This is a genomic window from Aquamicrobium defluvii (genome assembly GCF_004363725.1).
Classification (GTDB): domain Bacteria; phylum Pseudomonadota; class Alphaproteobacteria; order Rhizobiales; family Rhizobiaceae; genus Mesorhizobium; species Mesorhizobium defluvii.
Window position 1 is genome coordinate 137,310 of record NZ_SNZF01000007.1, and the last position, 25,057, is coordinate 162,366.

A 25,057-nucleotide genomic window follows, 5' to 3' on the forward strand; every position below is an offset into this window, starting at 1 on the left:
CAGGCATGAACCGTGCGCTTCGCCTTCTCCGGCGCAGGCTGGTCAGCAGCATTCCGGTGCTGCTGATCGTCATCGTCGGGTCGTTCTTCCTGCTGGAGCTGGCCCCCGGCGACGCGGCGGACGCCTATCTGCTTTCCATCGGCGGCGGCGATCCGGCGCTGGTGCAGGCGCTGCGCCAGAGCTACGGCCTCGAAGGCTCCGCCCTGTCGCGGCTGTGGCTCTACCTGACGTCGCTTGTCCGGCTCGATCTCGGCTGGTCCGTCATCTTCAACCGGCCGATTTCCGGCCTCATCCTTGAGCGCCTGCCCAACACGCTGTGGCTGATGGGCAGCGCCGTCGCGCTTTCCTTCACCGTGGGGTCGGCGCTCGGCATCGTCGCCGGCTCGAAACCGGGAAGCTGGCGCGACCGGATGCTCTCCACCGGCTCGCTGGCGCTCTATGCGGTGCCGAGCTTCTGGCTCGGGCTGGTGCTGATCGTCGTCTTCTCGGTGCAGTTGCGCTGGTTCCCCACCGCCGGCATCGAAACCATCGCCTCGGGCAGGCACGGTCTGGCGCGGGCGCGCGACATCGCCTGGCATCTGGCCCTGCCGGTGGCGGCACTGGGCCTCATCTATCTGGCGCTGTTCCTGCGCATGATGCGCACCGGCATGGCCGAGGCATGGCGGCAGGACTATGCGCTTGCGGCCCGCGCGCGCGGGCTCGGCCACCGCCGCATCGCGGTGTTCCACATTGCCCGCAACGCGCTGTTGCCGCTCGTCACCATGCTCGGCCTTCAGGCCGCCTCCATGCTGGGCGGCAGCGTCGTCATCGAAAGCGTGTTCGCCATTCCCGGCTTCGGGCGGCTGGCGCAAGAGGCCGTGGCGGGGCGCGACGCGCCGCTGCTCACCGGCATCATCCTGGTCAGCGCCGTGCTGGTCATCCTCGTCAATCTCGCCGTCGACATGGCCTATGCGCTGCTCGACCCGCGCGTCGGCGCGAACGAGGTTGCGGCATGAATGCCCCCATAAATGCCCCCATAAATATCTTGGGGCGGCTGCTGCGCTCGCCCGCCGGCGTTGCAGGTCTGGCGCTGCTGGCCCTGCTGGCGCTGGCCGCGCTCAGCGCGCCCTTGCTGTTTCCCGGCGACCCGCTGGCCATTGCCGGCGCGCCGCTGACGCCGCCCTTCACCGATCCCGCCTTTCCGCTCGGCACCGACCGGCTCGGCCGCAACGTGCTGGCCGGCCTGTTCCATGGCGCGCAGGCGTCGCTTGCGGTGGGGCTGGCGGCGGCGGCGGTTTCCATCGTCGCCGGCGCGCTGGTCGGCACCATAGCCGGCTTCGCCGGCGGGCTGGCCGACGAGGCGCTGATGCGCGTGGTGGACGCCTTCCAGACCGTGCCCGGTTTCCTTCTGGCGCTGGCTTTCGTCAGCGTCGCGGGCGCATCGCTGCCGGTCGTCATCCTCGCCATCGCGCTCGGCGCATGGACCGGCCCGGCGCGGCTGGCGCGCGCCGAGGTGCTGTCGATCCGCGAGCGCGACTATGTGGCGGCGGCGCGCGTCATCGGCATGCATCCGGCCGAAATCGCGCTGCGCGAAGTGCTGCCCAATGCGCTGCCGCCGGTGCTGGCGCTGGCGGCGGTGATCGTCGGCAATGCGGTGCTGATCGAATCCGCGCTTTCCTTCCTCGGCCTCGGCGACCCCAACATCGTCACATGGGGCTCGATGATCGCCGAAGGGCGCAACGTGCTGCGCTCGGCGCCGTTCCTGTCCATCGTGCCGGGCATCGGCCTCGTCGTCACCGTGCTCGGCGTCTATCTGCTGGCCGAAGGGCTTTCCGATGCGCTGGCGAGCAGAAAGGCGCGGCCATGAGTGGTGTTCTGACCAGCCTGCGCGGCCTGACCGTCACCTATGGCAGCGGAGAAGCCGCGCATATGGCCCTTCAGGGCCTCGACCTCGACATTCTCAAAGGCGAGCGGCTGGCCGTCATCGGCGAAAGCGGCTCGGGCAAGTCGACGCTGGCGCTGGCGCTGGGCGGGCTGCTGCCCCCGGAAGCGCGCATCGATGGCCGCATCGACTGGCCCGGCTTTGCCGCGCCGCCGCGCGCGGGCCGCGACATCGGCTTCGTGTTTCAGGATGCGGGCGCAAGCCTCAATCCGGTCATCCCCGTCGGCAGGCAGATCGCGGAAGTCGCGCGCCTGCATCTTGGCCTGTCGCGCCCCGAGGCGCGTGACCGCGCCCGCGCTCTGCTTGCAAGGGTGCGCATTCCCGACCCGGACAGCGCGCTTGCCGCCTATCCGCACCAGCTTTCCGGCGGCCAGCGCCAGCGTGTGGCGATTGCGGCGGCCATCGCGGGCGAGCCGTCGCTGCTGATCGCCGACGAGGCGACAAGCGCCCTCGACACCATCGTTCAGGCGGAAATTGTGGCGCTGCTCGATGAGCTGGTTCACGCCGAAGGCATGACGCTCATCTTCATCACCCACGACATTGCGCTTGCCTCCGGCTTCGCCGACCGCATCGCCGTGCTGCACGATGCACGGCTGGTGGAGGCCCGCCCGGCCGCCGAACTGCTCGGCGCGCCCGGGCAAGCCTATACGGCAAGGCTGCTTGCCAGCCATATCGGGCTCGACACCCCGCCGCTGATCGCGGAGGAGCAGCCATGAGGGCGCCGCTGCTGGCGGTTCAGGGCCTCACCAAGACCTACCGTTCGGGCGGCCGCGAGGTGAAGGGGCTCGATGACGTGTCGCTGTCGGTGGCAGCCGGCGAAACCATCGGCCTCGTCGGGCCTTCGGGCAGCGGCAAGTCCACGCTGGCGCGGGTGGTGATGCGGCTGATCGAGCCGGATGCCGGCACCATAGCCTTTGGAGGCGAGAATCTCGGCGCGCTGAACGGCAAGGCGCTGCGCACCGTCCGCAAGCGCATCCAGATGGTGTTCCAGGACCCCTCCGCCGCCTTCAACCCGCGCGCCACGGTGGCCGATGTGCTGGCCGATCCGCTACGCATCCACGGGCTGGCCTCCCCCGCAGAACGTCCCCGCCGGATCGCGCAATTGCTGGACAGCGTCGGCCTTTCCGCAAATCTCGCCGCGCGGCCCGTCCATGCCGTTTCCGGCGGCCAGCGCCAGCGCGTGGCCATTGCCCGCGCGCTGGCCACCGAGCCGGAGCTGATCGTGCTGGACGAGGCGGTGTCGGCGCTCGACGTCACCGTGCGCGGCCAGGTCCTCGACCTGCTTGTTCGCCTGCAACGCGAGCGCGGCCTTGCCTATCTGTTCGTCTCGCACGATCTGGCGGTGGTGCGCGCCGTCTCGCACCGCATCGCCATCATGGATCGCGGCCGCATCGTCGAGACGGGGCCGGCGGGCACGGTCGTCGCCGATCCCCAATCGGAAACCGGGCGCGCGCTGGTCGCGGCCATTCCCCGCCTTCATATTTCCCACCTTAACCGGGAAGCATCCCAAAATGCCTGATTTCGCCCGCCATTCGCTGCTCGACCTGCCGCCCTACCCGGCAGCGGGCTACGCAAGGCTTGCCGACCGCATCGCCACCCTCATCGCTACCGGCAACGATGTGGTGTTCGTGCAGGCGGAAGCGGTCGTGGCGCTGGAGGCGGCAGCCACAAGCCTCGGCACGGCGGGCATGCGCGCGCTCAACATCGTCACCAGCCCCTATGGCGAATTGTTCGGCGGATGGCTGACGCGTGCCGGCGTGGACGTCGTCGAACTCAGGGCCGAACCCGGCCTGCCGGTCACCGTCGAAGCCGTGGCGCAGGCGCTGGCCGGCGCGGGCGGTGTTGATCTGGTGGCGCTGGTCCATGCGGAATCGGCGTCCGGCATCCTCAACCCGCTGCCCGCAATCGCCAGGCTGGCGCGCGAAAAGGGTGCATTGCTGCTGGTCGATGCGGTGGCGTCGGCCGGCGGGCACGAACTGGACGTGGATGCGCTTGGCATCGACATCGCCGTCATCGGCCCGCAGAAGGGGCTGGGCGGTCCGGCCGGCATTTCCGCGCTCTGCGTCAGCCAGCGGGCATGGCAGGCCATCGACCGGCCGGACGCGCCGCAGCGTTCGGTGCTGTCGCTCATCGACATAAAGCGCAACTGGCTGGATGCCGGGCGCGGCGCGCTTTCCGGCATGCCTTCGGCGCTGGAGTTCCACGCGCTGGAAGCCGCGCTCGACCGGGTGGAGGCCGAAGGGATGGCCGGCACCATCGCCCGTCATGTCCGCGCGCAGCGCGCCACCCGCGCCGGACTGGAAGCGCTCGGTGCGCGCCTGTGGATCGGCGACGAACGCGAGGCTTCGCGCCTCGTCACCACCATCCTGCTACCGGAAGGGCTCGACGCGCACCGGCTCGCGCAGGATGAGGCGGCGATTGCGGCGGGCCTGACGGCCGGCGTCGGCGCTGTGGCCTCGAAGCTGCTGCGCCTCGATCACACCGGCCCCCGCGCCGGCCGCGAGACGGTTCTGCAAGGAGTGCGCGCCGTCGGGCACATTCTGAACCGTGCCGGATTTGCCACGGACGAACGCGCCGCCGAAGAAGCCGTCGCCGGCGTCTATGGACCCTGAAGCCAGCCGCCGCTGAAGCCGGCGCGGCGCAGGCCGGTGACGATTGGCGCGCAGTCGCGCATCAGGCGCCACAGAAAACCGCTGCGGTGGTTCTCGATCATCAGCACCACCGGCCCCTGATTGATGCCGATGAGGGCGGGCGACACCCAGCCGCCGTCCAGATCGTCGGTCCCGGCCCATGTCGGGTTATAGCTGGCGGTGAAGCGGCAGCGGGCTCCTTCGTCCGCCCCTGCCCCCGCACCCGCCCCCGCGCGGTGGACATGGCGCGCCAGCGGCATCACGATCTCCGGTGCGAAGGGCAGCGAGGCCATCGCCGCCCATGGCGACAGCGTGCCGTCGTCGGGGCCGTGGGGCACGCCGCGCGCGGCATAGCCATGGAAACGGCGCTCGACGCCGCCGATGGTCCGGCGTGCCGGTCCCGGCCCGTCGCCTGCGGAAAAGCCCCAGCAGTTTTCGCCATAGGCCCGCAATCCCTTCGGGTTGCGGATGGCGTAGTCGCGCTGGAGCCGGGTGGCGGCACGGCTGTTGCCGAAATAGTCGAAGCCCCTTGCGCGCATGAAACCGTCGCGTATGTCGCGGAAATCGATCCAGATGTGCGAAAGCTGATGCACGAACAGCGGGCCGGCATGGAGCATCTCGCGCCCGTAGACCCGCCGCCAGCGCAGGGTGGAAAGCCACGCCTTATAGCTTTCCGGCGGGACCGGGAAGCTCGGCGAGCCGAGGCCCAGAATATAGAGGATCAGCGCCTCGTTGTAGCCTTCCCAGCGAAAGCGCAGGAAGCCGCGCCCCGACCGCCAGCCATGGCTGAAGGTCGCCCCGCCGTTCAGCGCCCAGCGCCAGTCGACGCGGGTGTAGAGCGCATGGGCAAGACTGCGGATTTCGGCCTCCGCCGCATCGTCATGGGCGAAATATTGGGCGGCGGCCAGCACGCCCGCCATCAGCAGGGCCGTGTCGATGGTGGAAAGCTCGCTTTTCCACGCGCGGCGGCCCGTATGCATGTCGAGGAAATGATAGAAGAAGCCCTTGTGGCCGGCCGCATCCGGCTGCGGCCCCTGCGGCGCGCGCCACAGGCAGCGCAGCGCCGCAAGCGTCAGCGCCTGTGCCTCCCCGCGGCTCATCCAGCCGCGCTCCACGCCCGCCGGCCACAGGCTGAGCGCCAGCCCCAGCGCCGCGATGGAGCATGGCGCGCCCGGCCGCGTGCTGTCCGCGACAAGGCCGTTGGCCCGGTTCACCGCATTCAGGAAAAAACCGGACGACCGCCGCTGGATGTCGTCCAGCAGCGTTTCATCGGGGATGTTGCGGGCCAGGCTGGCCACCGGAAGTGCGTCCATGACGATGCATATAGACGCTCACGAGGCCGGGAACAGCCCGTTCCTCAGACCGCTATGGAGTGGCGGGCGGTGCCGCGCCCGATGTAGCTGTCGAAGCCGGCCGCCACGGACCGCACATGGGCGCGCGCCTGCGGCTGGACCGTGAAGCTGTCGCCCTGCCGCGACAGGACGTCGGGGAAGCGGTCGCACATCTGGCGCGCCTCGTCGACGACGGCCTCGGCATCTTCCCCGAAACGTCCCGACGCCTCGTCCGCGGAGAAGCCGAAATCGCACATCAGCCGCTCGATCACCCAGGCGCGAACGCGATCCTCGCCCGACAGCTCGAAGCCGCGCGCCACCGGCAGCATGCCCTTCTCGATGGCGCGCCGGTAGATGCCCATGGCCGGCGCGTTCTGGGCATAGCCTTCGCGAAAACCGCTGATCGAGGACGGGCCGAGGCCGATCAGCGTTTCGCATCCGTCGTCGGTGTAGCCCTGGAAATTGCGGCGCAGCGCGCCGCGCCGTGCTGCCAGCGCCAGGCTGTCGTCCGGCAGGGCGAAGTGGTCGAGGCCGATCGCCTCGTAGCCGGCTTCGCGGATGAGGGCGGCGGCCCGCGCCGACTGGGCCATGCGCGCCTCGCGGTCCGGAAGGGCGGCCTCGTCGATCAGCTTCTGGTGCTTCTTGAACCACGGCACATGGGCGTAGCCGAACAGCGCCAGACGGCTCGGCCTGAGCGACAGCGACAGGGCGACCGTATCGGCGATGGAGGCGACGCTCTGGTGCGGCAGGCCGTAGACGAGGTCGAGATTGATGGCCGAAACGCCACGCGCCCGCAGGCCCTCCACGACGGCCTTCGTGTCTTCGAAGCTCTGTTCGCGGTTGATGGCCTTCTGCACCTCGATGCGGAAATCCTGCACGCCGAGGCTGGCTCGGGTGACGCCGGCGGCGGCGATGGCGTCGAGGCGCGCCTCGTCCATGTCGGTCGGGTCGATCTCGACGCTGACGGAGGCATTGGCCGTGAAGCGGAAGGTTGCCCGCAGCGTATCCATCAGGTGCCGGAAATCCTGCGGCGTGAGCAGCGTGGGCGAGCCGCCGCCGAGATGCACCGCGCCCACCTGCACCGAATCCGGCAGGGAGGCCGCCGCCAGCGCGATCTCGCGATACAGCGTTTCCAGATAGGCCGCCACCGGCTCGTAACGCAGCGTGTGGCGCGTATGGCAGGCGCAGAACCAGCACAGCCGGTCGCAGAACGGGATGTGGATGTAGAGCGATACGGCCTCGCCGTCCTTCACGGCCGCCATCCAGCCGCGCACGGTGGCGTCTTTCACGCCCTCGTGGAAATGCGGGGCCGTGGGGTAGCTCGTATAGCGCGGAGCGGTGTCGGCGAACCTGAAAGCTGCCTGCGCGGACATGATGCCTCCTTGTTTGCGCAAAAGCTCTGCCGTTTTGCGGGCAAGGCCGCGTTGACCTCGATCAAACGTCATGAGAGCAAGACAAACTGACGCGGCGCGTCAATTGCGCTAAGGTGCTATCGGAGAACCGAAAGGTGGCTGAATCGTGCGCAAGGACATTCATACCGACGGTATACCCGTGCTGTGCGTGTCCTGCGAGGCGCGCCACAGGGGCGTTTGCGGGGCGCTCGAGCCGGAACAGCTCGTTTCGCTGGCCAAAAGCTCGCACAAGCAGCAGGCGCAAAGCGGCACCGAGCTTCTGGGCGATGCCGAGCGGATCGACACCTATGCCAATGTGCTGTCGGGCGTCGTGAAGCTGACCAAGACCCTTTCGGACGGGCGCCAGCAGATCGTCGGCCTGCAATTCGCACCGGATTTCCTCGGCCGCCCGTTCAAGACCGAGAGCGATCTCAACGCGGAAGCGGCGACCGACGTGTCGCTGTGCGCCTTCCCCAAGGCAGCCGTCGAGCGCATGATGCAGGCGTCGCCTGAACTGGAGCGCCGGCTGTACCGCCAGGCGCTGGACGAGCTGGACGAGGCGCGCGACTGGATGGTGACGCTGGGGCGCAAGACGGCAGCCGAGAAGATCGCCTCCTTCCTGCTGATGATCGCGCGCCATATCGATCCGACGGACAATCCGGACGGGGATGCGGCGGCCTTCGACCTGCCCCTGACGCGCGCCGACATCGCCGATTTCCTCGGGCTGACCATCGAGACGGTGAGCCGGCAGCTCACCCGCCTGCGTGCCGACAAGGTCATCAGCATCGAGAACAACCGCCATATCGTCGTCCCCAGCCTCAGCCGCCTGGAAGCGCGGGCGGGCAACTGACCCTCAGGCTTCGACGCAGCCGATTTCCGGCAGCACATGCTCGCGCTCGAAGGCGACATGGCGGCGCTGCGCCTCGAAGAAGCCGCGCAGCATGAAGCCCAGCGCTTCCGGATTGTCGACCGACCCGTCGCGCCCGAGCACCAGCAGCGCTTCCGTCAGCTCGCCGGCGAAGCATTCGTCCTCGATATGTTCGGCGCGCAGCCTCTCCACCGAGCCGCGCCCCCTTCCCCGCTGCTCCAGAACGCGCTCATAGGCCGGCAGCAGCGTTTCCTCCTCGAATCGGTGGATGCCCCGCACCAGCGGTTCCAGCTCGCAGGCGATCATCATGCATTTGCGGCGGTCGATGCTGGCGGGAAGCGAATCGGCCACCTCTTCCAGCAGGGCGCAAAGCCGCAGCATCTGGGCATGGGCCAGTTCCACGATGGCCAGCACGCTCGTCTGGCAGCGCTGGCGCGACGTCTCATCTCCCGGAAGGGCCGTTATCTGTATGGTTTTCATTTTTCATGACCCGATCGACCGCGCCAACAATGGATGCGACGACGCGTCACGGCGTTGACATGGATCAATGCGCAGTGCACCCGAACCACTCAATGAGAGGTACGCCGGCGGGTGTCATGAGCCCGGCCGGGCAAGGATCGGGGACTCTGGATGACCAACGGATCATATATCGTCGGCCTGGGCCTGTTCGCGTTCGTCGCCCTCATGGGGGCGGGCTTCGCGGCAGATCAGCTCTTCGCCCAGCACATGTGGGTGCTGTTCTTCGTACTCGTCGGCGCGACCTTCGTGCTGATACGCCGCGCGCAGTTCGCGCCCGTGCAGGCGCCCGATCCGGACGCCTATATGGACGGACCGATCCGCTACGGGGCCATCGCCACCATCTTCTGGGGCGTGATCGGCCTGACCGTCGGCGTCGTCGCCGCCCTGCAACTCGCCTTCCCCGATCTCAACATCGAGCCCTGGTTCAATTTCGGCCGGATGCGGCCGCTGCACACCTCGGCCGTGATCTTCGCCTTCGGCGGCAACGCGCTGATCGCGACGTCCTTCTATGTCGTCCAGCGCACCTCGCGCGCGCGCATGTTCGGCGGCGACCTCGCCTGGTTCGTGTTCTGGGGCTACCAGCTCTTCATCGTCATGGCCGCCACCGGCTACCTGCTGGGCATCACCCAGAGCCGCGAATACGCAGAGCCCGAGTGGTATGTCGACATCTGGCTGACCATCGTGTGGGTCGCTTACCTGCTGGTGTTCCTCGGCACCATCCTGAAGCGCAAGGAACCGCACATCTACGTCGCCAACTGGTTCTACCTCGCCTTCATCGTCACCATCGCCATGCTGCACATCGTCAACAATCTGGCGGTGCCGGCATCCTTCGTGGGCTCGCGCTCCTATTCGCTGTTCGCCGGCGTGCAGGATGCGCTGACGCAGTGGTGGTACGGCCATAACGCGGTCGGCTTCTTCCTCACCGCCGGGTTCCTCGGCATGATGTACTACTTCGTGCCGAAGCAGGCCGGCCGCCCGGTCTATTCCTACCGGCTGTCGATCATCCACTTCTGGGCGCTGATCTTCCTCTACATCTGGGCAGGTCCCCACCACCTGCACTACACCGCCCTGCCCGACTGGGCGCAGACGCTGGGCATGGTGTTCTCCATCATGCTGTGGATGCCCTCCTGGGGCGGCATGATCAACGGCCTGATGACGCTCTCGGGCGCCTGGGACAAGATCCGCACCGACCCCGTCATCCGCATGATGGTCGCGGCCATCGCCTTCTACGGCATGGCCACCTTCGAGGGTCCGATGATGTCGATCAAGGCGGTCAACTCGCTGTCGCACTACACCGACTGGACCATCGGGCACGTCCACTCCGGCGCACTCGGCTGGAACGGGCTGATCACCTTCGCCGCCCTCTACTTCATGGTGCCGAGGCTGTGGGGCCGCGCGCGGCTCTACTCCGAGCGCCTCGTGGTGTGGCACTTCTGGCTCGCCATGATCGGCATCGTGGTCTACGCGGCCGTGATGTGGGTGTCGGGCATCATGCAGGGCCTGATGTGGCGCGAATACGACGAGCAGGGCTTCCTGGTCTATTCCTTCGCGGAAACCGTGCAGGCCATGTTCCCCTACTACCTGATGCGCGCACTCGGCGGCGCCCTCTACCTCGCCGGCGCGATCATCATGGCCTACAACCTCACCATGACCATTCTGGGCCATGAGCGCGAGGAAGAGCCGATCGGCGGCAAGTCCGCCGCTCCCCGCCCCGCCGCCGTGCCGGCCGAATAGGAGTTTGACCGAATGGCACTTCTGGACAAGCACAGGACCATCGAAAAGAACGCCACCCTTCTGCTGGTCGGCTCGCTTTTCGTGGTCTCCATCGGCGGCATCGTCGAGATCGCGCCGCTGTTCTACCTCGAGAACACCATCGAGAAGGTGGACGGCATGCGGCCCTATTCGCCGCTGGAGCTGGCCGGGCGCAACATCTATGTCCGCGAGGGCTGCTATGTCTGCCACTCGCAGATGATCCGCCCGTTCCGCGACGAGGTCGAGCGCTACGGCCATTACAGCCTGGCGGCGGAATCGATGTACGACCATCCCTTCCAGTGGGGGTCGAAGCGCACCGGGCCGGACCTTGCCCGCGTCGGCGACCGCTATTCCAACGAATGGCACGTGCAGCACCTGATCGAGCCGCGCTCGGTGGTGCCGGAATCGGTGATGCCGAGCTATGCCTTCCTGAAGGACAAGGATCTCGACATCCGCAATTTCGAGACGCATCTGGTCGCCAACCGGCGCGTCGGCGTGCCCTACACCGACGAGATGATCGGGAACGCCGTGGCCGACATCGAGGCGCAGGCCGACCCCAACGCCGACACTTCCGGCGTCGAGGCCCGCTACCCCAAGGCCAAGCTCGGCGATTTCGACGGCAATCCCAACCGCCTGACCGAAATGGATGCGCTGGTCGCCTATCTCCAGATGCTCGGCACGCTGGTCGATTTCACGACCTACGACGAGCCTGACGGCTCGCGCTAGGAGGCTTCGATGGAAACCTACACCTGGCTGCGCCAGTTCGCCGATTCGTGGGGGCTGCTGTTCATGACGCTGTTCTTCATCGGCGTCGTGATCTTCGCCTTCCGCCCCGGCAGCCGCGAACAGGCCGACGAAGCCGCCCGCATCCCGCTCAAGGACGACTGACATGAGCCACAAGGAAATCGACGAAATCAGTGGCGTCGCCACGACCGGCCATGAATGGGACGGCATCAGGGAACTCGACAATCCCATGCCGCGCTGGTGGCTGTGGACCTTCTACGCCACCATCGTGTGGGCGCTCGTCTACACCATCGCCTACCCGGCCTGGCCGCTGGTCAGTTCCGCCACCTCCGGCATGCTCGGCTGGTCGAGCCGCGCCGACCTGCGCACTGAACTGACCGCTGCGGAAGCTGCCAAGGGCGATTACGTGGCCGCCATCGAAAAGGCTTCGGTCGAAGAGATCCTGGCCGACGACACCCTGCGCCAGTTCGCCATTTCGGCCGGCTCGGCTGCCTTCAAGGTGAACTGCGTGCAGTGCCACGGCTCCGGCGCCGCGGGCTCGCCCGGCTATCCCAACCTCAACGACGACGAATGGCTGTGGGGCGGCGCGCCCGAGGACATCCGCACCACCATCGCCCACGGCATCCGCTTCGCCGGCGACGAGGACACGCGCATTTCCGAAATGCCCGCCTATGGCGACATTCTCAGCCGCGAGGAGACCGGCGACGTCGTGAAGCACGTCGTGGCCCTGTCGAGCGGCGGCGATCTCACCGGGCCGGGCGCCGAGGTCTTCGCCAACAACTGCGCGGCCTGCCATGGCGAGGCCGGCAAGGGCGGCGCCGAGTTCGGGGCGCCGGACCTGACCGATGCAATCTGGCTCTACGGTTCGAGCCCCGCCGAGATTACCGCGCAGGTGCGCCAGCCGCGTCACGGCGTGATGCCGGCCTGGCAGGCGCGGCTGGGCGAGACCACCGTGAAGGAACTGACCGTTTACGTCCATTCGCTCGGCGGGGGCCGCTGACCCCAACCATCGGCCCCACCTGAGAAGGGCCGGGCGAATAGCCGGGGGGCCGGAGGGCCCGGCAGCGATGCCGGGCCTTCTGGCCGCGGACGGCGCGGTCACTGTGCCGCACCCCGGGCTTGACCTAAATCAAGCCGCTTCGGGGTTATAGGAGGCATGTTTTCGTCCGTGGTACCACGCGGTCAGGAGAACAGCATGTCCGGCACAGTCGAGTTCGAGCGCCACGATGCGGAGGCGGTCAACTCAGCGAAGCTGCGTCAGCCGCTCTATGCCGCGCGCAAGAAGATATTTCCCAAGCGCGCCAACGGCTCATTTCGCAACTTCAAGTGGCTGGTCATGGCCATCACCCTCGGCATCTACTATCTGACGCCGTGGATTCGCTGGGACCGCGGGCCGCATGCGCCGGATCAGGCGGTTCTGGTCGATATCGCCAACCGCCGCTTCTACTTCTTCTTCATCGAGATCTGGCCGCAGGAGTTTTTTCTGGTCGCCGGCCTTCTGGTGATGGCCGGGCTCGGCCTGTTCCTCATCACCTCCACGGTCGGGCGCGCATGGTGCGGCTACACCTGCCCGCAAACCGTGTGGGTCGATCTCTTCCTCGTCGTCGAGCGCGCCATAGAGGGCGACCGCAACGCCCGAATCCGCCTCGATCAGGCGCCGTGGACGGCGCGCAAGATTGCGCTGCGCACCGCAAAGCATGCGATCTGGATCGCCATTGCGGTGGCGACCGGCGGCGCATGGATCTTCTATTTCTCCGACGCGCCCTATCTGGTGATGGATTTCGTCACCGGGCAGGCCGCGCCTGTCGCCTACATGACCGTTGCCGTGCTGACCGCCACGACCTACGTGTTCGGCGGCCTGATGCGCGAGCAGGTCTGCACCTATATGTGCCCCTGGCCCCGCATCCAGGCTGCGATGCTGGACGAGCATTCGCTGACCGTCACCTATAACGACTGGCGCGGGGAGCCGCGCACGCGCGGCGCCAAGAAGGCGGCCGCCGCCGGTGTCGCCGCCGGCGACTGCGTCGATTGCAATGCCTGCGTCGTCGTCTGCCCCATGGGCATCGACATCCGCGACGGCCAGCAGCTGGAGTGCATCACCTGCGCGCTGTGCATCGACGCGTGCAACGGCGTGATGGACAAGCTCGGCCGCGAGCGCGGCCTGATCTCCTATACGACGCTGGCCGACTACAACAGCAACATGGCGCTGGCGACCGGCGACGGCGCCCACGAAATACGCCCTTCGCTGGTGCGCGACGCTGCGGGGCGCATGTCGGACGCGGTGTCGCACTTCCACCTCAGGAAGCTGTTCAGACCCCGCACCTTCATCTATTTTGGCGGCTGGGCGCTGGTCGGCCTGCTGCTGATCTACGGGCTGGTTTCCCGCGACCGGCTGGAGATGAACGTGCTGCACGATCGAAATCCTCAATATGTTGTGCTTTCGGACGGTTCGATCCGCAACGGCTATACGGTCAAGCTGCTCAACAAGATTCCCGAGGAGCGCACGGTCACCGTCAGCCTCGGCGAGCTGCCTGGTGCGACCATGAATGTCGTGGGCCTCGACCATGAGGAAGGCAGCGCCATCACCGTGACGCTGGAGCCGGACCGGGCACGCTCGCTCAAGGTCTATGTGCGCCAGCCGCGCGAGGACGCGAAGAGCCCGGGCAAGGCGCAGCGGCTGGTCTTCCATGTCGAGGACAAGTCGAGCCTCGACTCCGCCGATTACGTGACCAGCTTCGAAACCCCGGAGTGACAGGGATGAGCCAGCAATTCACCGGTCGCCACTTCCTCCTGATCATGGTGGCCTTCTTCGGCGTCATCGTCGCCGCCAACCTCACCATGGCGGTCTATGCCAATACGAGCTGGACCGGCTTCGTGGTGCGCAACTCCTATGTCGCCGGGCTCGACTTCAACAGGAAGTCGCGCGAGCACCGCGAGCAGGTGGCGCTCGGCTGGAGCACCACCCTGACCGGTGCCGGCGGCTCCTTCCGCTTCGCGCTCGCCGATGCCGAAGGCAGGCCGGTGGACCTGAAGGCCGGCACCGCCACCTTCCGCCGCCCGGTGAGCGACGCGCAGGACACCACGCTGGCCCTCGCACCCGCCTCCGGCGGCGCGCTCGACGCACCCTTCGCCATCGGCGATGGCGCGTGGATCGTGGAGATCGAGGCGGATGCCGGGCGCGACGTGCCCTGGCACGAGATCCATCGCATCGTCGTCAAGGGCGGGGCCATCGAATGAGCTGCTGCGCGCCCGGAACCGAGGACCTTGCCGCGGCGCTCGGCGCGCTGCCCTCGGACGAGGAAGTCGCCTTCGCCGCCCGCGACATGGGCGACGGCACGCGGCAGGTGGAGCTTTCGGTGCCGGGCGTGCATTGCGCCGCCTGCATCCATGCGGTCGAGACCGCGCTTGGAAAGCTCGATACGGTCGAGCGGGCGCGCGTCAACCTGTCCACGAAACGCGTCAGCGTGCGCTGGCGCGGCAACACGCTGCCGCCCATCGTGCAGACGCTCGACGGCCTCGGCTATACGCCGCACCTGTTCGACGATGCGCAGGAGGGCAAGGACCCCGTGCTTTCCGAACTGCTGCGGGCGCTGGCCGTTTCGGGTTTCGCCGCCGGCAACATCATGCTGCTCTCGGTCTCGGTATGGTCGGGCGCTGAAGGCGCCACGCGCGACCTGTTCCACTGGGTCTCGGCGCTGATCGCGCTGCCCGCGCTGGCGGTGGCCGGCGGCATCTACTACCGCTCGGCCTGGGGCGCGCTGCGCCACGGACGCATGAACATGGACGTGCCGATCGCCATCGGCATCACCATGGCCTACGCCCTGAGCATCTACGACACCTGGCATTCGGGCAGCCACGCCTATTTCGACGCTTCGGTGACGCTGCTGTTCTTCCTGCTCATCGGCCGCACGCTCGACCATGTCATGCGCAACAAGGCGCGCGCCGCCGTGGCCGGCCTCGCCCGCCTCAGCCCGCGCGGGGCGCTGGTGCTGTTCGGCGACGGCACGCGCGACTATCGCCCCATCGGCGAGGTGGAGCCCGGCATGCGGCTGCTGGTGGCCGCCGGCGAGCGCATCCCGGTCGATGCGAAGGTCGTGCAGGGCGCGTCCGACCTCGACTGCTCGCTGGTCAATGGCGAGAGCGCGCCGCAGCCCGTGGCCGCGGGCGCGGAAATCCAGGCCGGCACGCTCAACCTCACCGGCCCGCTGACGCTGGAAGCCACGCGGCCCGCCTCCTCCTCCTTCCTTGCCGAAATGATGCGCCTCATGGAAGCCGCCGAAGGCGGCCGCGCCCGTTACCGCCGCATCGCCGACCGCGTCTCGGCCATGTATGCGCCGGTGGTGCACCTGACCGCCCTCGTCACCTTCATCGGCTGGATGCTGGCCGGGGCGGACTGGCATCAGGCGATCACCATCGCCATCGCCGTGCTCATCATCACCTGTCCCTGCGCGCTCGGCCTCGCCGTTCCCATCGTGCAGGTGGTGGCGGCGCGCCGGCTGTTCGAGAACGGCATCATGGTCAGGGACGGGGCCGCCATGGAGCGTCTCGCGCAGGCCGATGCCGTCGTGTTCGACAAGACCGGCACGCTGACGCTCGGCCATCCGCGCCTCACCAATGTGCATGAGATCGCACCGCGCCTGCTGGGCGTGGCATCGGCACTTGCCGCCCATTCGTGCCATCCGCTGTCCCTGGCCATTGCCGCACAGGCCGGCGCGGCCCCCTCCCCTGCCCTCCTCTCCGGCTTCGACGAGGTGAAGGAACTGCCGGGCTTCGGCATGGAGGCGAGGGCGGGCGACACGCTCTGGCGGCTCGGCCGCGCGAACTGGGCGGCGCATGCCTCGCAGGAGAGCGGCACGGTGCTTTCCCGCAATGGCGGGATCGTCGCCCGCTTCGCGTTCGAGGACGAGACCCGCGCCGGCGCCCGCGCCACCATCGCCGCGCTCACGGCGAATGTCGGCCCCGTCGAGATGCTGTCCGGCGATACGGAAGCCGCCTGCCGCCGCGTCGCCGCGGAGCTCGGCATCGACACATGGCGCGCGGCGCTTCTGCCGGCGCAGAAGGTGGCGCGCATAGAGGAACTGGCGCAGGAAGGCCGCAAGGTGCTGATGGTGGGCGACGGGCTGAACGACGCGCCGGCGCTCGGCGCCGCCCATGTCTCCATGGCCCCCGCGACGGCCGCCGAAATCGGCCGCAACGCCGCCGATTTCGTGTTCCTGCGCGAAAGCCTGTCCGCCGTCACCACGGCGATCGAGGTGGCGGAGCGCGCCGGGCAGCTCATCCGCCAGAACATCGGCATCGCCATCGTCTATAACGTCATCGCCGTGCCGATCGCCATTCTGGGCTATGTCACGCCGCTGATCGCGGCCATCGCCATGTCGGGCTCGTCGCTCCTCGTCATCACCAATGCGCTGCGCCTGATGCGCGCGAGCCGCAGCGCGGCGGCAGCCAAGGCGCTGCCGGCAACCGAGCCGGTGGCGGCATGAGCATCCTCGTCTATCTCATCCCGGTGGCGCTGTTCCTCGGCGCCATCAGCCTGATCGCCTTCCTGTGGGCGCTGCGCAGCGGCCAGTATGATGACCTCGACGGCGCGGCCCAGCGCATCCTGCTGGACGACGACAAGGGCGATCCGCGCGATTGAGCGCGCCTGCATTCGCGGGTGCGTCCCTGCGGTGTCGACCACGCCGTCGGGATAGGCTTCTCACGCGATGCCCTGCGAATGGATTTGCCGCCTGCCTTGAATCGCGGCGACCGCCAGCATCGCCGGTTCCGGTGCCCGGCAGCTCATCCCGGTCACACGTGAAGACGCGGTCGATGCCGCCCGTCAATTTTGACGGTGCCCACGGGTCAATGCTGCGGCGGGCATTCCTGCCCGGATGGCGAGGCGCTCCCCTGTTCTTCCCCCCTCCTCTCCCTTTCTGTCGGCAGGCATGGGAGCGGTTTCCCGGTTGCCGCCGGGGTTGGCTGAGGGAAGCGGCGGAGAAAGCCCGACCCATCGGCCGAAGCCGGAAGGGGCGATTCTTCTGCCTCCGCTACGGAAAGGGTGCGTCACGGACAGCTTCAGGCGGGTCCGCTCGTGCCGGCCTGGCATTGCCGGAAAGGGCGTGCGGGTATGCAGTTCCATCGTTGAAGTCAGCCAATCCCTTGAATCCACGGGTCTTTTGCAGGAAGCCGCCCGTGGCTGGCCGGTTGACAGCTGGCAACCGCAAGCGCCTGATTCGGTTGCAGAAAGGTTAATTTCCGTTAACTCTCTTTTCCTTGACAGGAATCGTTATTTCCCCGAGCGTATCTACGCCGCCACCGGGTAAATATTGTGTTTTTCCGTAACTCGCGCTGGCCGCTGTAAACTCTGACGTAATTGCGTAGACTTCACCCGTGCCGGGTGAGTCGGAGCGTGCCGTTTCCGGCAGGGATCGGCTTTGATTTTGTGCAGGCGGGTTTGACGATGACAGTCCAGGCCGAGGCCATGGGGCAGATGGAAACACACATGCGGGAGCCGGCCGACCGCCAGATCGCGGCGGATGCCGAACGCCTGTCGGCGGAGCTCGCCAGCCTGCGCGGGCGCCTGTTTCCGCCAAGCGCGATGAAGACGCTGCGCCCCTTCACCAGCGGCGAGGCCGCGCGCCTCATCGGCGTCACCGACGGCTATCTGCGGCAGCTCTCCATTTCCGGCGAGGGCCCCTCGCCCGAGGTCGGCGCCGGCGGACGCCGTCTCTATACGCTGGCCGACGTCAACGCATTGCGCGCGCATCTTGCCGGTCAGGGTGGCGCCAGGGCGCGTCACTATCTGCGTCATCGTCAGGGCGGCGAGCACCTGCAGGTGGTGGCGATCACCAATTTCAAGGGCGGCTCCGGCAAGACCACGACATCGGCCCATCTGGCGCAGTATCTTGCCCTGCAAGGCTACCGCACGCTGGCCATCGACCTCGATCCGCAGGCCTCGCTCTCGGCCCTGTTCGGCTATCAGCCCGAGCTCGACCTGACCGGCAACGACACGCTCTATGGCGCGATCCGCTACGACGACGAACGCGTCGAGCTGGCCAGCGTCATCCGCCCCACCTATTTCGACGGGCTCGACCTGGTGCCGGGCAACCTCGAGCTTCAGGAGTTCGAGCACACCACGCCGCAGCATCTGGCCATGCGCGGGCAGGGGCAGCCCGGCGACCTGTTCTTCGCCCGCGTGCAGCAGGCCATCGCAACGGTCGAGGACAGATACGACGTGGTGGTCATCGACTGCCCGCCGCAACTCGGCTACCTGACGCTGAGCGCGCTTTGCGCCGCCACATCCGTCATCGTCACCGTGCATCCGCAGATGCTGGACGTGGCGTCGATGAGCCAGTTCCTGTTCATGACCTCCGACCTGCTGGCGGTGGTGCGCGAGGCGGGGGGCGAGCTCAACTTCGATTTCCTGCGCTATCTCGTCACCCGCTATGAACCCAATGACGGACCGCAGGCCCAGATTGCGGGTTTCCTGCGCACGCAGTTCGGGGACCGTGTCCTGACCGCGCCGATGGTGAAGTCGACCGCCATTTCCGATGCGGGGCTTTCCAAGCAGACGCTCTACGAGGTCGGCCGGGAGAACTTTCACCGCGCCACCTATGACCGCGCCTTCGAGGCGCTGAACGCGGTGAACGCCGAAATCGAGGCGCTGCTGCTGCAATCGTGGGGACGCAAGCCATGAGGCGGTTGACAGCTGTCAACTTCATGCACGGACCCCGAATCGGGTCGGGCAGGGTGCAGGCCCGCGCCGCAATTTATCCCCACATGCCGAATCACCCGCATGATGCGTGGCAGGAGGTGATGTGAGATGAGCACACGCAAGGACAGGCTTCGTTCGTTTCTATCCGGCGCAACGCCGCCGGAGCCCGGCGGGCAGGCTTCTGCACCGTCGTCGCCGGAGGGGGCGCCCGCCGCCTCCATTGCCGCGCCTTCGCCGAGACGCGCCACCTCGGCCGCGGTCAAGGCCATGGGGCTGACGCTGGGCTCGCTGTCGCAGGAGGCGGAGGAAGCCGGCAAGCTGCGCGAGCTTCTGGCGGCCGGCGAGCATGTGGTGGAGCTCGATCCGAACCTTCTGGAGCGCTCGCCTTTCCTCGACCGGCTGAGCGACGGCGCACGCAACGACGAGGATTTCGAGACGCTGAAGGCCAGCATGGCCGAACACGGGCAGCAGGTGCCGGTTCTCGTGCGCCCTCATCCCGATCCGGAAAGGGCCGCGCGGGGAATCTACCAGATCGCCTATGGCCACCGCCGCGCCCAGGCCGCGCGCGAGCTTGGCCGCCCGGTGCGCGCCGTGGTGCGGACGCTCGACGATGCCGGGCTGGCTATGGCGCAGGGCAAGGAAAATGCGGAGAGACGAGCGCTCTCCTTCATCGAGCGGGCCTTCTTCGCCAAGGCGCTGCTCGACCACGGCTTCGACCGCGCCACCGCCCAGGCCGCCCTTGCCGTCCACAAATCCGAAATGTCGCGCCTGTTGCAGGTGACCGAGAAGGTGCCGCTCGACATCGTGCAGGCGATCGGCCCCGCGCCGAAGGCCGGCCGGCCGCGCTGGATGGAGCTTGGCGAACTGCTTTCAGCCGACCGTGGCGTGGCGCGCCACGAGATCGGCATGCGCCACTTCCGCGACGCCGACAGCGACACGCGGTTCCAGCACCTGTTCGACCGGCTTCAGGCGGCCGCACACAAGCGCGGGCAGGAGGCGGCGAAGGCTGGCCGTCAGGCGCGCCGGATCGCCGATGGCGAGGGCAGGGTGCTTGGCGAACTGGCGGCTGCTGGCAAGGCCACGCGGCTGACGATCCCGGACAGTGCCGGCACTGGCTTCGCCGACTATGTGGCGGCCGAGCTGCCGCGCCTGCATGCCGCCTTCCGGGCCGGACAGGGCAACAACGTGCAGGACGAAACATGAGGACCTGCCGGCAGGGTCGCATCCTGTCCGGCATGTGAGCGAAGAACGGAAACCACGAGCGGAGAAGCAGGCAAGAAAAAAGGCCTCCAGAACGTCGCCATCCCGGAAGCCCCTTTCGATGCAGCAATCTGAAAGAATCACTTCCGCAGTGTATTGTCAAGACGCTGGCGCGTGCTGGTCCGGCATTTTTGTGCCTCGAATTGAGGTGATTCTTATGACGGAGCGTTTTGCGACGACGCCTTTCGGCGGCGGGCGAACTGGTGTTGCCCAAATCCGGCACCGGGAGGCGATATACCGGCGGCAGGCGGAACTGAATGAGGGCAGCCAGGCCGGCAACGACACCGGGCGCGCCGGGAAATGGCAGCTCCTGCGGGCGCTTACCGAAGCGCGCGCCGCTTTCGGTCTCTCCGACCGGACCATCGCCGTGCTCGATGCGCTTTTGAGCTTCCATCCCGAGCGCGAGCTGGACGGATCGCAGCCGATCATCGTGTTCCCTTCCAATGCGGAGCTTTCCCTGCGCAGCCGCGGCATGGCCGATGCGACGCTGCGCCGGCATCTGGCGGCGCTGGTGGAAGCGGGGCTGATCCTGCGGCGCGACAGCGCCAACGGCAAGCGATACTGCCGCCGCGACGAGCGGGGGGAGGTGGAGAGCGCGTTCGGCTTCGATCTCGCGCCTCTGGCGCTGGCCGCCGGAGCGATCCACGAGGCTGCGGAAGCGGCCCGGGCCGAGGAACGGCTGCGCCGGCGCCTGCGCGGCGAGATCACCATTCACCAGCGCGACATCGCCAAGATCGTCGAGGCTGGCAGGGAAGAGAAGCGCAAGGGCGACTGGGAAGGCTTTGCCATGGCCCTGATGCCTCTGAGCCGCCGCCTGGCGCGTACGACCACGCGTGATCTCCTCGAACAGAGACGCGATGCGCTTCTGCGTCTTCGGGCACAGGTGGAAAACGCCTATCTCGAATGTCTTTCCGATACAGAAATGAGCGGCAATGACCTCGATTCCGAGCGGCAATATCAGAATACAAAAACAGAACCATCATTTGATAATAGCTCAGAAAAAGAGCTGAAGGCCGCTGGGGAGCCCCTGAAGACGAGGGAAGACGGCAGCTTCGATGAAACGCCGGATGAGCTCGACGAGGGCGATGACGGGCTGCCCATGGGAAGAGCCCCCGAAACCAAGAGCCAGCCGGTGCCGCTAGCCTATCTGTTGCGTGTTTGCCCGACGCTCGCCAGCTATTCGCGCTCAGGCATCGCGGACTGGGCCGATGTGCTGCAAACCGCACAGCTTGTGCGCTCTATGCTGGGCATTTCGCCGGATGCCTGGGCCAGGGCTTGCGAGACGATGGGCAAACTGGCAGCCAGCGTGGTGATCGCGGCAATTCTCGAACGGTCCGAAGCGATCCGGGCGCCGGGCGGTTATCTGCGGGCGCTGACCGGGCGCGCGGAGCAAGGCAGGTTCTCGCTGCTGCCCATGCTTTCGGCCCTCGAAAGGGCAGGGGAGGGGAGCGACAGGCAATGATGGGGGCAATGAGACGGGCCTTCGCTGGACGGTTGTGCATGTCCATTCGTGAAACTGCCCTCTTGCCGAGGGGAGGGTGCGTGCCGCCAGAAATGGGGCCACGCCAGCCAGCCTGTTTCGGGAGAACGCTTGCCCGAAAACTGTCGTCGGAGGCTTTCGGTTGAAATTCCCGCGTCGAAGTAATACCTTTCGGAAAACAGTCATTACCTGAAAGGGCGCTTATCATGGCAACCACGGTCACCTCCAAGGGACAGGTCACGATCCCCAAGCCGGTTCGCGATCTTCTCGGCATCGAGCCGGGCAGCAAGGTCGATTTTCGCCGGGCCGCCGATGGCAGCGTGGTGATCGCGCGCGCCGATGGCAAGCCGCCGAAAAACCGCTTTGCCCGTCTGCGCGGGCATGCCGGCGCCGGCCTCGACACCGACGCGATCATGGCGTTGACGCGCGGTGAAAAGTGACGCTGGTCGACACCAATGTGCTGCTCGATCTGGTCACGGACGACAGGCGCTGGGCGGACTGGTCGATCGCGCAGCTTGAGGCCGCGAGCCTGCGCGGGCCGCTCCTGATCAACGATGTCGTCTATTCCGAGCTTTCGGTTCGCTATGAGCGCATCGAGGATCTGGAGGACTTCGTGGAGGCCGCGGGGCTGGAGCTGCTCCCGATGCCGCGCGCCGCGCTGTTCCTGGCCGGCAAGGTGTTTGCCCGCTACCGTCGCTCGGGCGGAACGCGAACCGGGGTTTTGCCCGATTTCTTCATCGGCGCCCATGCGGCCATATCCGGCCTGCCGCTTCTGACGCGCGACGTCGGCCGATATCGCAGCTACTTTTCGGGGCTGACCCTGATCGCGCCGGACGGATGACCGCAGTTTGCTTCTCATGGCGTGGTAGCCTTGGCTGCACAATCCTTTCAGCCTTTGCCCCGGCGCTTCCGCCTTGTTTCCGCGCATGTTGCGATCCTTCAACTGTTCCTCACAGCCGCCAAGAAGTACAGAACGCTTTGTTTCGGGTTTTTGACCGGTGCGGCAGCACCTTTGGCACCGACCCTCCAAACGACCGATAAGGCAACATTATCGGGCGTGATGCCGAGTCTTCGGCTTGTGCGGTTTATATCGAAAAAATGTATAGAATGCGCAGAGATCATGGTTGCAGGGCCGACGCGGTGGTGAACGGTTGCAATTTGCCTGACGATCTACCTATATTTGCACCAGGCGGGTGGAAATGGACTGGTACGGGCATAGCGGCAGCCAGCCTGATAAAGGGGACTGGCAGAGCCTGAAATTGCATCTTGAGGGGGTGGCGAAGCTGGCCGCTGGCATGGCCCAGCCGTTCGGGCTGGAAAATGCGGCTTATACTGCCGGACTTTTTCACGATCTCGGAAAATATTCCGCGGCCTTCCAGAAGAGGCTGGAAGGTTCCGGCATCGCGGTTGAACACTCGACCGCCGGCGCGCAGGTCCTGAAATCCATCGCCAGGGGCGATAACGCCGTCATGGCCGATTTTCTAGCCTACGCGATTCTTGGCCATCACGCCGGTCTGCCGGACCGGCAGGGAGATGGCGATGGCACGCTCGATCTGCGCATGCAGGCGCCGCTGACCATCGAGGACGAATGGCGGCGGGAGATTTCGGCGGAACTGCCGGACCTGATGCCGCAGATGATGCGCACGCTGCCGGCCGACCGCGTGGAACGCGCCTTCGCCATGTCGTTCATGGGACGCATGGTCTTTTCCTGCCTGGTCGACGCCGATTTTCGCGATACGGAGCAGTTTTATATCTCGCTTGGGGAACGGCAGGCTGATCGGGAGTGGCCTGCGCTTCAGGACCTGATCGACGGATTTCTCGCCCGCTTCGACGCGCATATGGCCGGATTCGGGCCTCCTTCGGGTGAGCTTGGACAGGTGCGTGCCCGCGTGCTCTCCCATGTGCGGCAAGGCGCGTCCGGCAAGCCCGGCCTGTTCACGCTGACGGTGCCGACCGGAGGCGGCAAGACGCTGGCGTCGCTCGGCTTCGCGCTCGACCACGCGAGACGATACGGCCATCGGCGCATCATACTGGCAATTCCCTTCACCTCCATCATCGAGCAGACGGCGCAGGTTCTGCGCGACGTGCTGGGGGCGGAGCATGTTCTGGAGCACCATTCCTCCATCGATCCGGAGGCGAAAGGCGAACGCTGGCAGCAGCGCGACAAGCTCAAGCTGGCGATGGAAGACTGGGCCGCGCCCGTCGTCGTGACGACCAATGTGCAACTGTTCGAAAGCCTGTTTGCCGCGCGGCCGTCGCGGGCCCGCAAGCTCCACAACATCGCCAACTCGATCCTCATTCTGGACGAGGCGCAGACGCTGCCCCGGCATTACCTGAAGGCCGTGATGCGGGTTCTGGATGAGCTGGCGCGCAATTACGGTTGCACGATCGTGCTGTGCACGGCCACCCAGCCTGCGCTTGCAAAGCGCCCCGATTTCAGGGACGGACTGCCGCTGGAAGGGCGCGAGCTGGCGCCGGACCCGGCGGGGCTGGCGGCAAAGCTGGCGCGCACCCACATCCGCCATGCCGGCGACATGGACAATGACGCGCTCGTGCAAGCACTCGAACCTCACCCGCAGGCGCTGGTCATCGTCAACAGCCGCCGCCATGCGCTCGACCTGTTCCGGCAGGCACAATCGGCCGGGCTCGACGGTCCGGTTCACCTCACCACACGGCAATATGCAGCGCACCGTCGCCGCATTCTGGCCGATGTGCGCAGGCGTCTGGCCAGCGGGCAACCATGCCGGCTCATTGCCACCAGCCTGATCGAAGCCGGTGTCGATGTGGATTTTCCTGTCGGATTTCGCGCCGAAGCGGGGCTCGATCAGATCATCCAGGCGTCGGGGCGCGTCAACCGCGAGGGCAGGCGCGCGCGGGAAGACAGCATCGTCACCGTGTTCCGTGCGCCCGATTACACGCCGCCGCACGAGATCGCCGGGCTGATCGGCGACATGAAGCGCATCATCGCCACGCATGACGATCTGACCGCGCCGGCTGCGGTCGAAGATTATTTCGGTGAGGTTTACTGGCGTGTCGGCGACAAGGGGCTGGATGAAAAAGGCATACTGGAGCGGCTCGGTTTCAACGCTCATGGCACGGATTTCCGCTACCGCAGTGTCGCCCGCGATTTCCGCATGATCGAGAGCGGGCTGGAACCGGTGATCGTCGCCATCGACGACGATGCCAGAGCGGCGGTCGAGAAGCTTGGCGTTGAAGACATTTCTTCAGGCAGGCTGGCGCGTGATCTGCAATCCCACGTGGTTCTGGTGCCGCCAAAGGCGCGCGACCTTCTCATTCGCAATGGCCACGTCGCGTTTGTGGAGCCGGAGCGGCGCGGCGACCAGTTTGCCGTTCTGATGAATGACAGCCTTTACCACCCGGATGTCGGCCTGATCTGGGAGGATGCGGAGTATCTGTCGCTGGAAGGATCGATCCTGTGACGGGCGGCATCGCATATTTCGATTA

23 protein-coding genes are annotated in these 25,057 nt (G+C 66.9%); 20 read left to right on the forward strand and 3 right to left on the reverse strand.

Annotated features, from left to right (window positions below):
- Positions 1-5: 5 nt before the first annotated feature.
- From DES43_RS07500 to DES43_RS07520, 5 genes are read left to right on the forward strand one after another with little or no spacing between them, the layout of a single operon-like run.
- Positions 6-995: an ABC transporter permease gene (locus tag DES43_RS07500; RefSeq protein ID WP_035026901.1), complete on the forward strand. Its 990-nt coding sequence runs from the start codon at positions 6-8 to the stop codon at positions 993-995.
- Positions 992-1,846, forward strand: coding sequence for an ABC transporter permease (locus tag DES43_RS07505; protein WP_425352087.1), 855 nt, complete (start codon positions 992-994; stop codon positions 1,844-1,846). Before DES43_RS07500 ends, DES43_RS07505 begins: the two co-directional genes overlap by 4 nt.
- A complete protein-coding gene (locus DES43_RS07510) occupies positions 1,843-2,637 on the forward strand; it encodes an ATP-binding cassette domain-containing protein (protein WP_035026899.1) in 795 nt (264 codons plus the stop codon). Before DES43_RS07505 ends, DES43_RS07510 begins: the two co-directional genes overlap by 4 nt.
- Positions 2,634-3,440, forward strand: coding sequence for an ATP-binding cassette domain-containing protein (locus DES43_RS07515; RefSeq protein ID WP_035026897.1), 807 nt, complete (start codon positions 2,634-2,636; stop codon positions 3,438-3,440). Before DES43_RS07510 ends, DES43_RS07515 begins: the two co-directional genes overlap by 4 nt.
- The gene (locus tag DES43_RS07520; protein ID WP_035026896.1) at positions 3,433-4,533 is read left to right on the forward strand and encodes a pyridoxal-phosphate-dependent aminotransferase family protein; all 1,101 of its coding nucleotides are present in this window, start codon (positions 3,433-3,435) and stop codon (positions 4,531-4,533) included. The genes DES43_RS07515 and DES43_RS07520 overlap by 8 nt, the downstream gene beginning before the upstream one ends.
- On the opposite strand, the gene DES43_RS07525 is transcribed toward DES43_RS07520, so the two are convergent.
- Both DES43_RS07525 and hemN read right to left on the reverse strand, forming a co-directional pair.
- Entirely contained in the window at positions 4,521-5,864 is a 1,344-nt protein-coding gene (locus DES43_RS07525) for a glucoamylase family protein (RefSeq protein ID WP_051520569.1), read from the reverse strand. The genes DES43_RS07520 and DES43_RS07525 overlap by 13 nt on opposite strands.
- A 44-nt stretch (positions 5,865-5,908) precedes the next feature.
- A complete protein-coding gene (hemN, locus tag DES43_RS07530; RefSeq protein ID WP_035026894.1) occupies positions 5,909-7,255 on the reverse strand; it encodes an oxygen-independent coproporphyrinogen III oxidase in 1,347 nt (448 codons plus the stop codon).
- Positions 7,256-7,400: 145 nt separating this feature from the next.
- Here hemN and DES43_RS07535 point away from each other — a divergent pair, with 145 nt between their 5' ends.
- Entirely contained in the window at positions 7,401-8,123 is a 723-nt protein-coding gene (locus DES43_RS07535) for a Crp/Fnr family transcriptional regulator (protein ID WP_342585386.1), read from the forward strand.
- A 3-nt stretch (positions 8,124-8,126) separates the two neighbouring features.
- Here the strand turns inward: DES43_RS07535 and DES43_RS07540 are convergent, their stop codons facing one another.
- Positions 8,127-8,621 carry a hemerythrin domain-containing protein gene (locus DES43_RS07540; RefSeq protein ID WP_084496495.1) on the reverse strand — a complete coding sequence of 165 codons (495 nt, stop codon included), beginning with the start codon at positions 8,619-8,621 and terminating at the stop codon, positions 8,127-8,129.
- 150 nt (positions 8,622-8,771) lie between these two features.
- Between DES43_RS07540 and ccoN the strand changes: the two genes are divergently transcribed.
- From ccoN to DES43_RS07610, 14 genes are all read left to right on the forward strand, one after another.
- Entirely contained in the window at positions 8,772-10,394 is a 1,623-nt protein-coding gene (ccoN, locus tag DES43_RS07545; protein ID WP_035026891.1) for a cytochrome-c oxidase, cbb3-type subunit I, read from the forward strand.
- 12 nt (positions 10,395-10,406) lie between these two features.
- Positions 10,407-11,138, forward strand: a complete 732-nt coding sequence (ccoO, locus tag DES43_RS07550) for a cytochrome-c oxidase, cbb3-type subunit II (protein WP_035026890.1) — start codon at positions 10,407-10,409, stop codon at positions 11,136-11,138.
- Between the two features lie 9 nt (positions 11,139-11,147).
- Positions 11,148-11,300, forward strand: coding sequence for a CcoQ/FixQ family Cbb3-type cytochrome c oxidase assembly chaperone (locus DES43_RS07555; protein ID WP_035026889.1), 153 nt, complete (start codon positions 11,148-11,150; stop codon positions 11,298-11,300).
- Position 11,301: 1 nt separating this feature from the next.
- Positions 11,302-12,156, forward strand: coding sequence for a cytochrome-c oxidase, cbb3-type subunit III (gene ccoP, locus DES43_RS07560; RefSeq protein ID WP_035026887.1), 855 nt, complete (start codon positions 11,302-11,304; stop codon positions 12,154-12,156).
- 195 nt (positions 12,157-12,351) lie between these two features.
- Complete coding sequence (ccoG, locus tag DES43_RS07565; protein ID WP_035026886.1) at positions 12,352-13,908, forward strand: cytochrome c oxidase accessory protein CcoG; 1,557 nt, start codon at positions 12,352-12,354, stop codon at positions 13,906-13,908.
- 5 nt (positions 13,909-13,913) lie between these two features.
- A complete protein-coding gene (locus DES43_RS07570) occupies positions 13,914-14,393 on the forward strand; it encodes a FixH family protein (protein ID WP_035026885.1) in 480 nt (159 codons plus the stop codon).
- A complete protein-coding gene (locus DES43_RS07575) occupies positions 14,390-16,639 on the forward strand; it encodes a cation-translocating P-type ATPase (protein ID WP_035026883.1) in 2,250 nt (749 codons plus the stop codon). The genes DES43_RS07570 and DES43_RS07575 overlap by 4 nt, the downstream gene beginning before the upstream one ends.
- Positions 16,636-16,794 carry a cbb3-type cytochrome oxidase assembly protein CcoS gene (gene ccoS / locus DES43_RS07580; protein ID WP_035026881.1) on the forward strand — a complete coding sequence of 53 codons (159 nt, stop codon included), beginning with the start codon at positions 16,636-16,638 and terminating at the stop codon, positions 16,792-16,794. Before DES43_RS07575 ends, ccoS begins: the two co-directional genes overlap by 4 nt.
- A gap of 804 nt (positions 16,795-17,598) precedes the next feature.
- Positions 17,599-18,834 (forward strand): plasmid partitioning protein RepA, encoded by a 1,236-nt coding sequence (gene repA / locus DES43_RS07585; protein ID WP_051520568.1) that lies wholly within the window; start codon positions 17,599-17,601, stop codon positions 18,832-18,834.
- Between the two features lie 126 nt (positions 18,835-18,960).
- Positions 18,961-20,055, forward strand: coding sequence for a plasmid partitioning protein RepB (gene repB / locus DES43_RS07590; protein ID WP_035026879.1), 1,095 nt, complete (start codon positions 18,961-18,963; stop codon positions 20,053-20,055).
- A gap of 214 nt (positions 20,056-20,269) precedes the next feature.
- Positions 20,270-21,574, forward strand: coding sequence for a plasmid replication protein RepC (gene repC / locus DES43_RS07595; protein WP_035026878.1), 1,305 nt, complete (start codon positions 20,270-20,272; stop codon positions 21,572-21,574).
- A 224-nt stretch (positions 21,575-21,798) separates the two neighbouring features.
- Entirely contained in the window at positions 21,799-22,032 is a 234-nt protein-coding gene (locus DES43_RS07600) for an AbrB/MazE/SpoVT family DNA-binding domain-containing protein (RefSeq protein WP_035026876.1), read from the forward strand.
- The gene (locus DES43_RS07605; RefSeq protein WP_035026875.1) at positions 22,029-22,433 is read left to right on the forward strand and encodes a type II toxin-antitoxin system VapC family toxin; all 405 of its coding nucleotides are present in this window, start codon (positions 22,029-22,031) and stop codon (positions 22,431-22,433) included. Before DES43_RS07600 ends, DES43_RS07605 begins: the two co-directional genes overlap by 4 nt.
- Before the next feature lie 358 nt (positions 22,434-22,791).
- Positions 22,792-25,032: a CRISPR-associated helicase/endonuclease Cas3 gene (locus DES43_RS07610; protein WP_035026873.1), complete on the forward strand. Its 2,241-nt coding sequence runs from the start codon at positions 22,792-22,794 to the stop codon at positions 25,030-25,032.
- Positions 25,033-25,057: the final 25 nt, after the last annotated feature.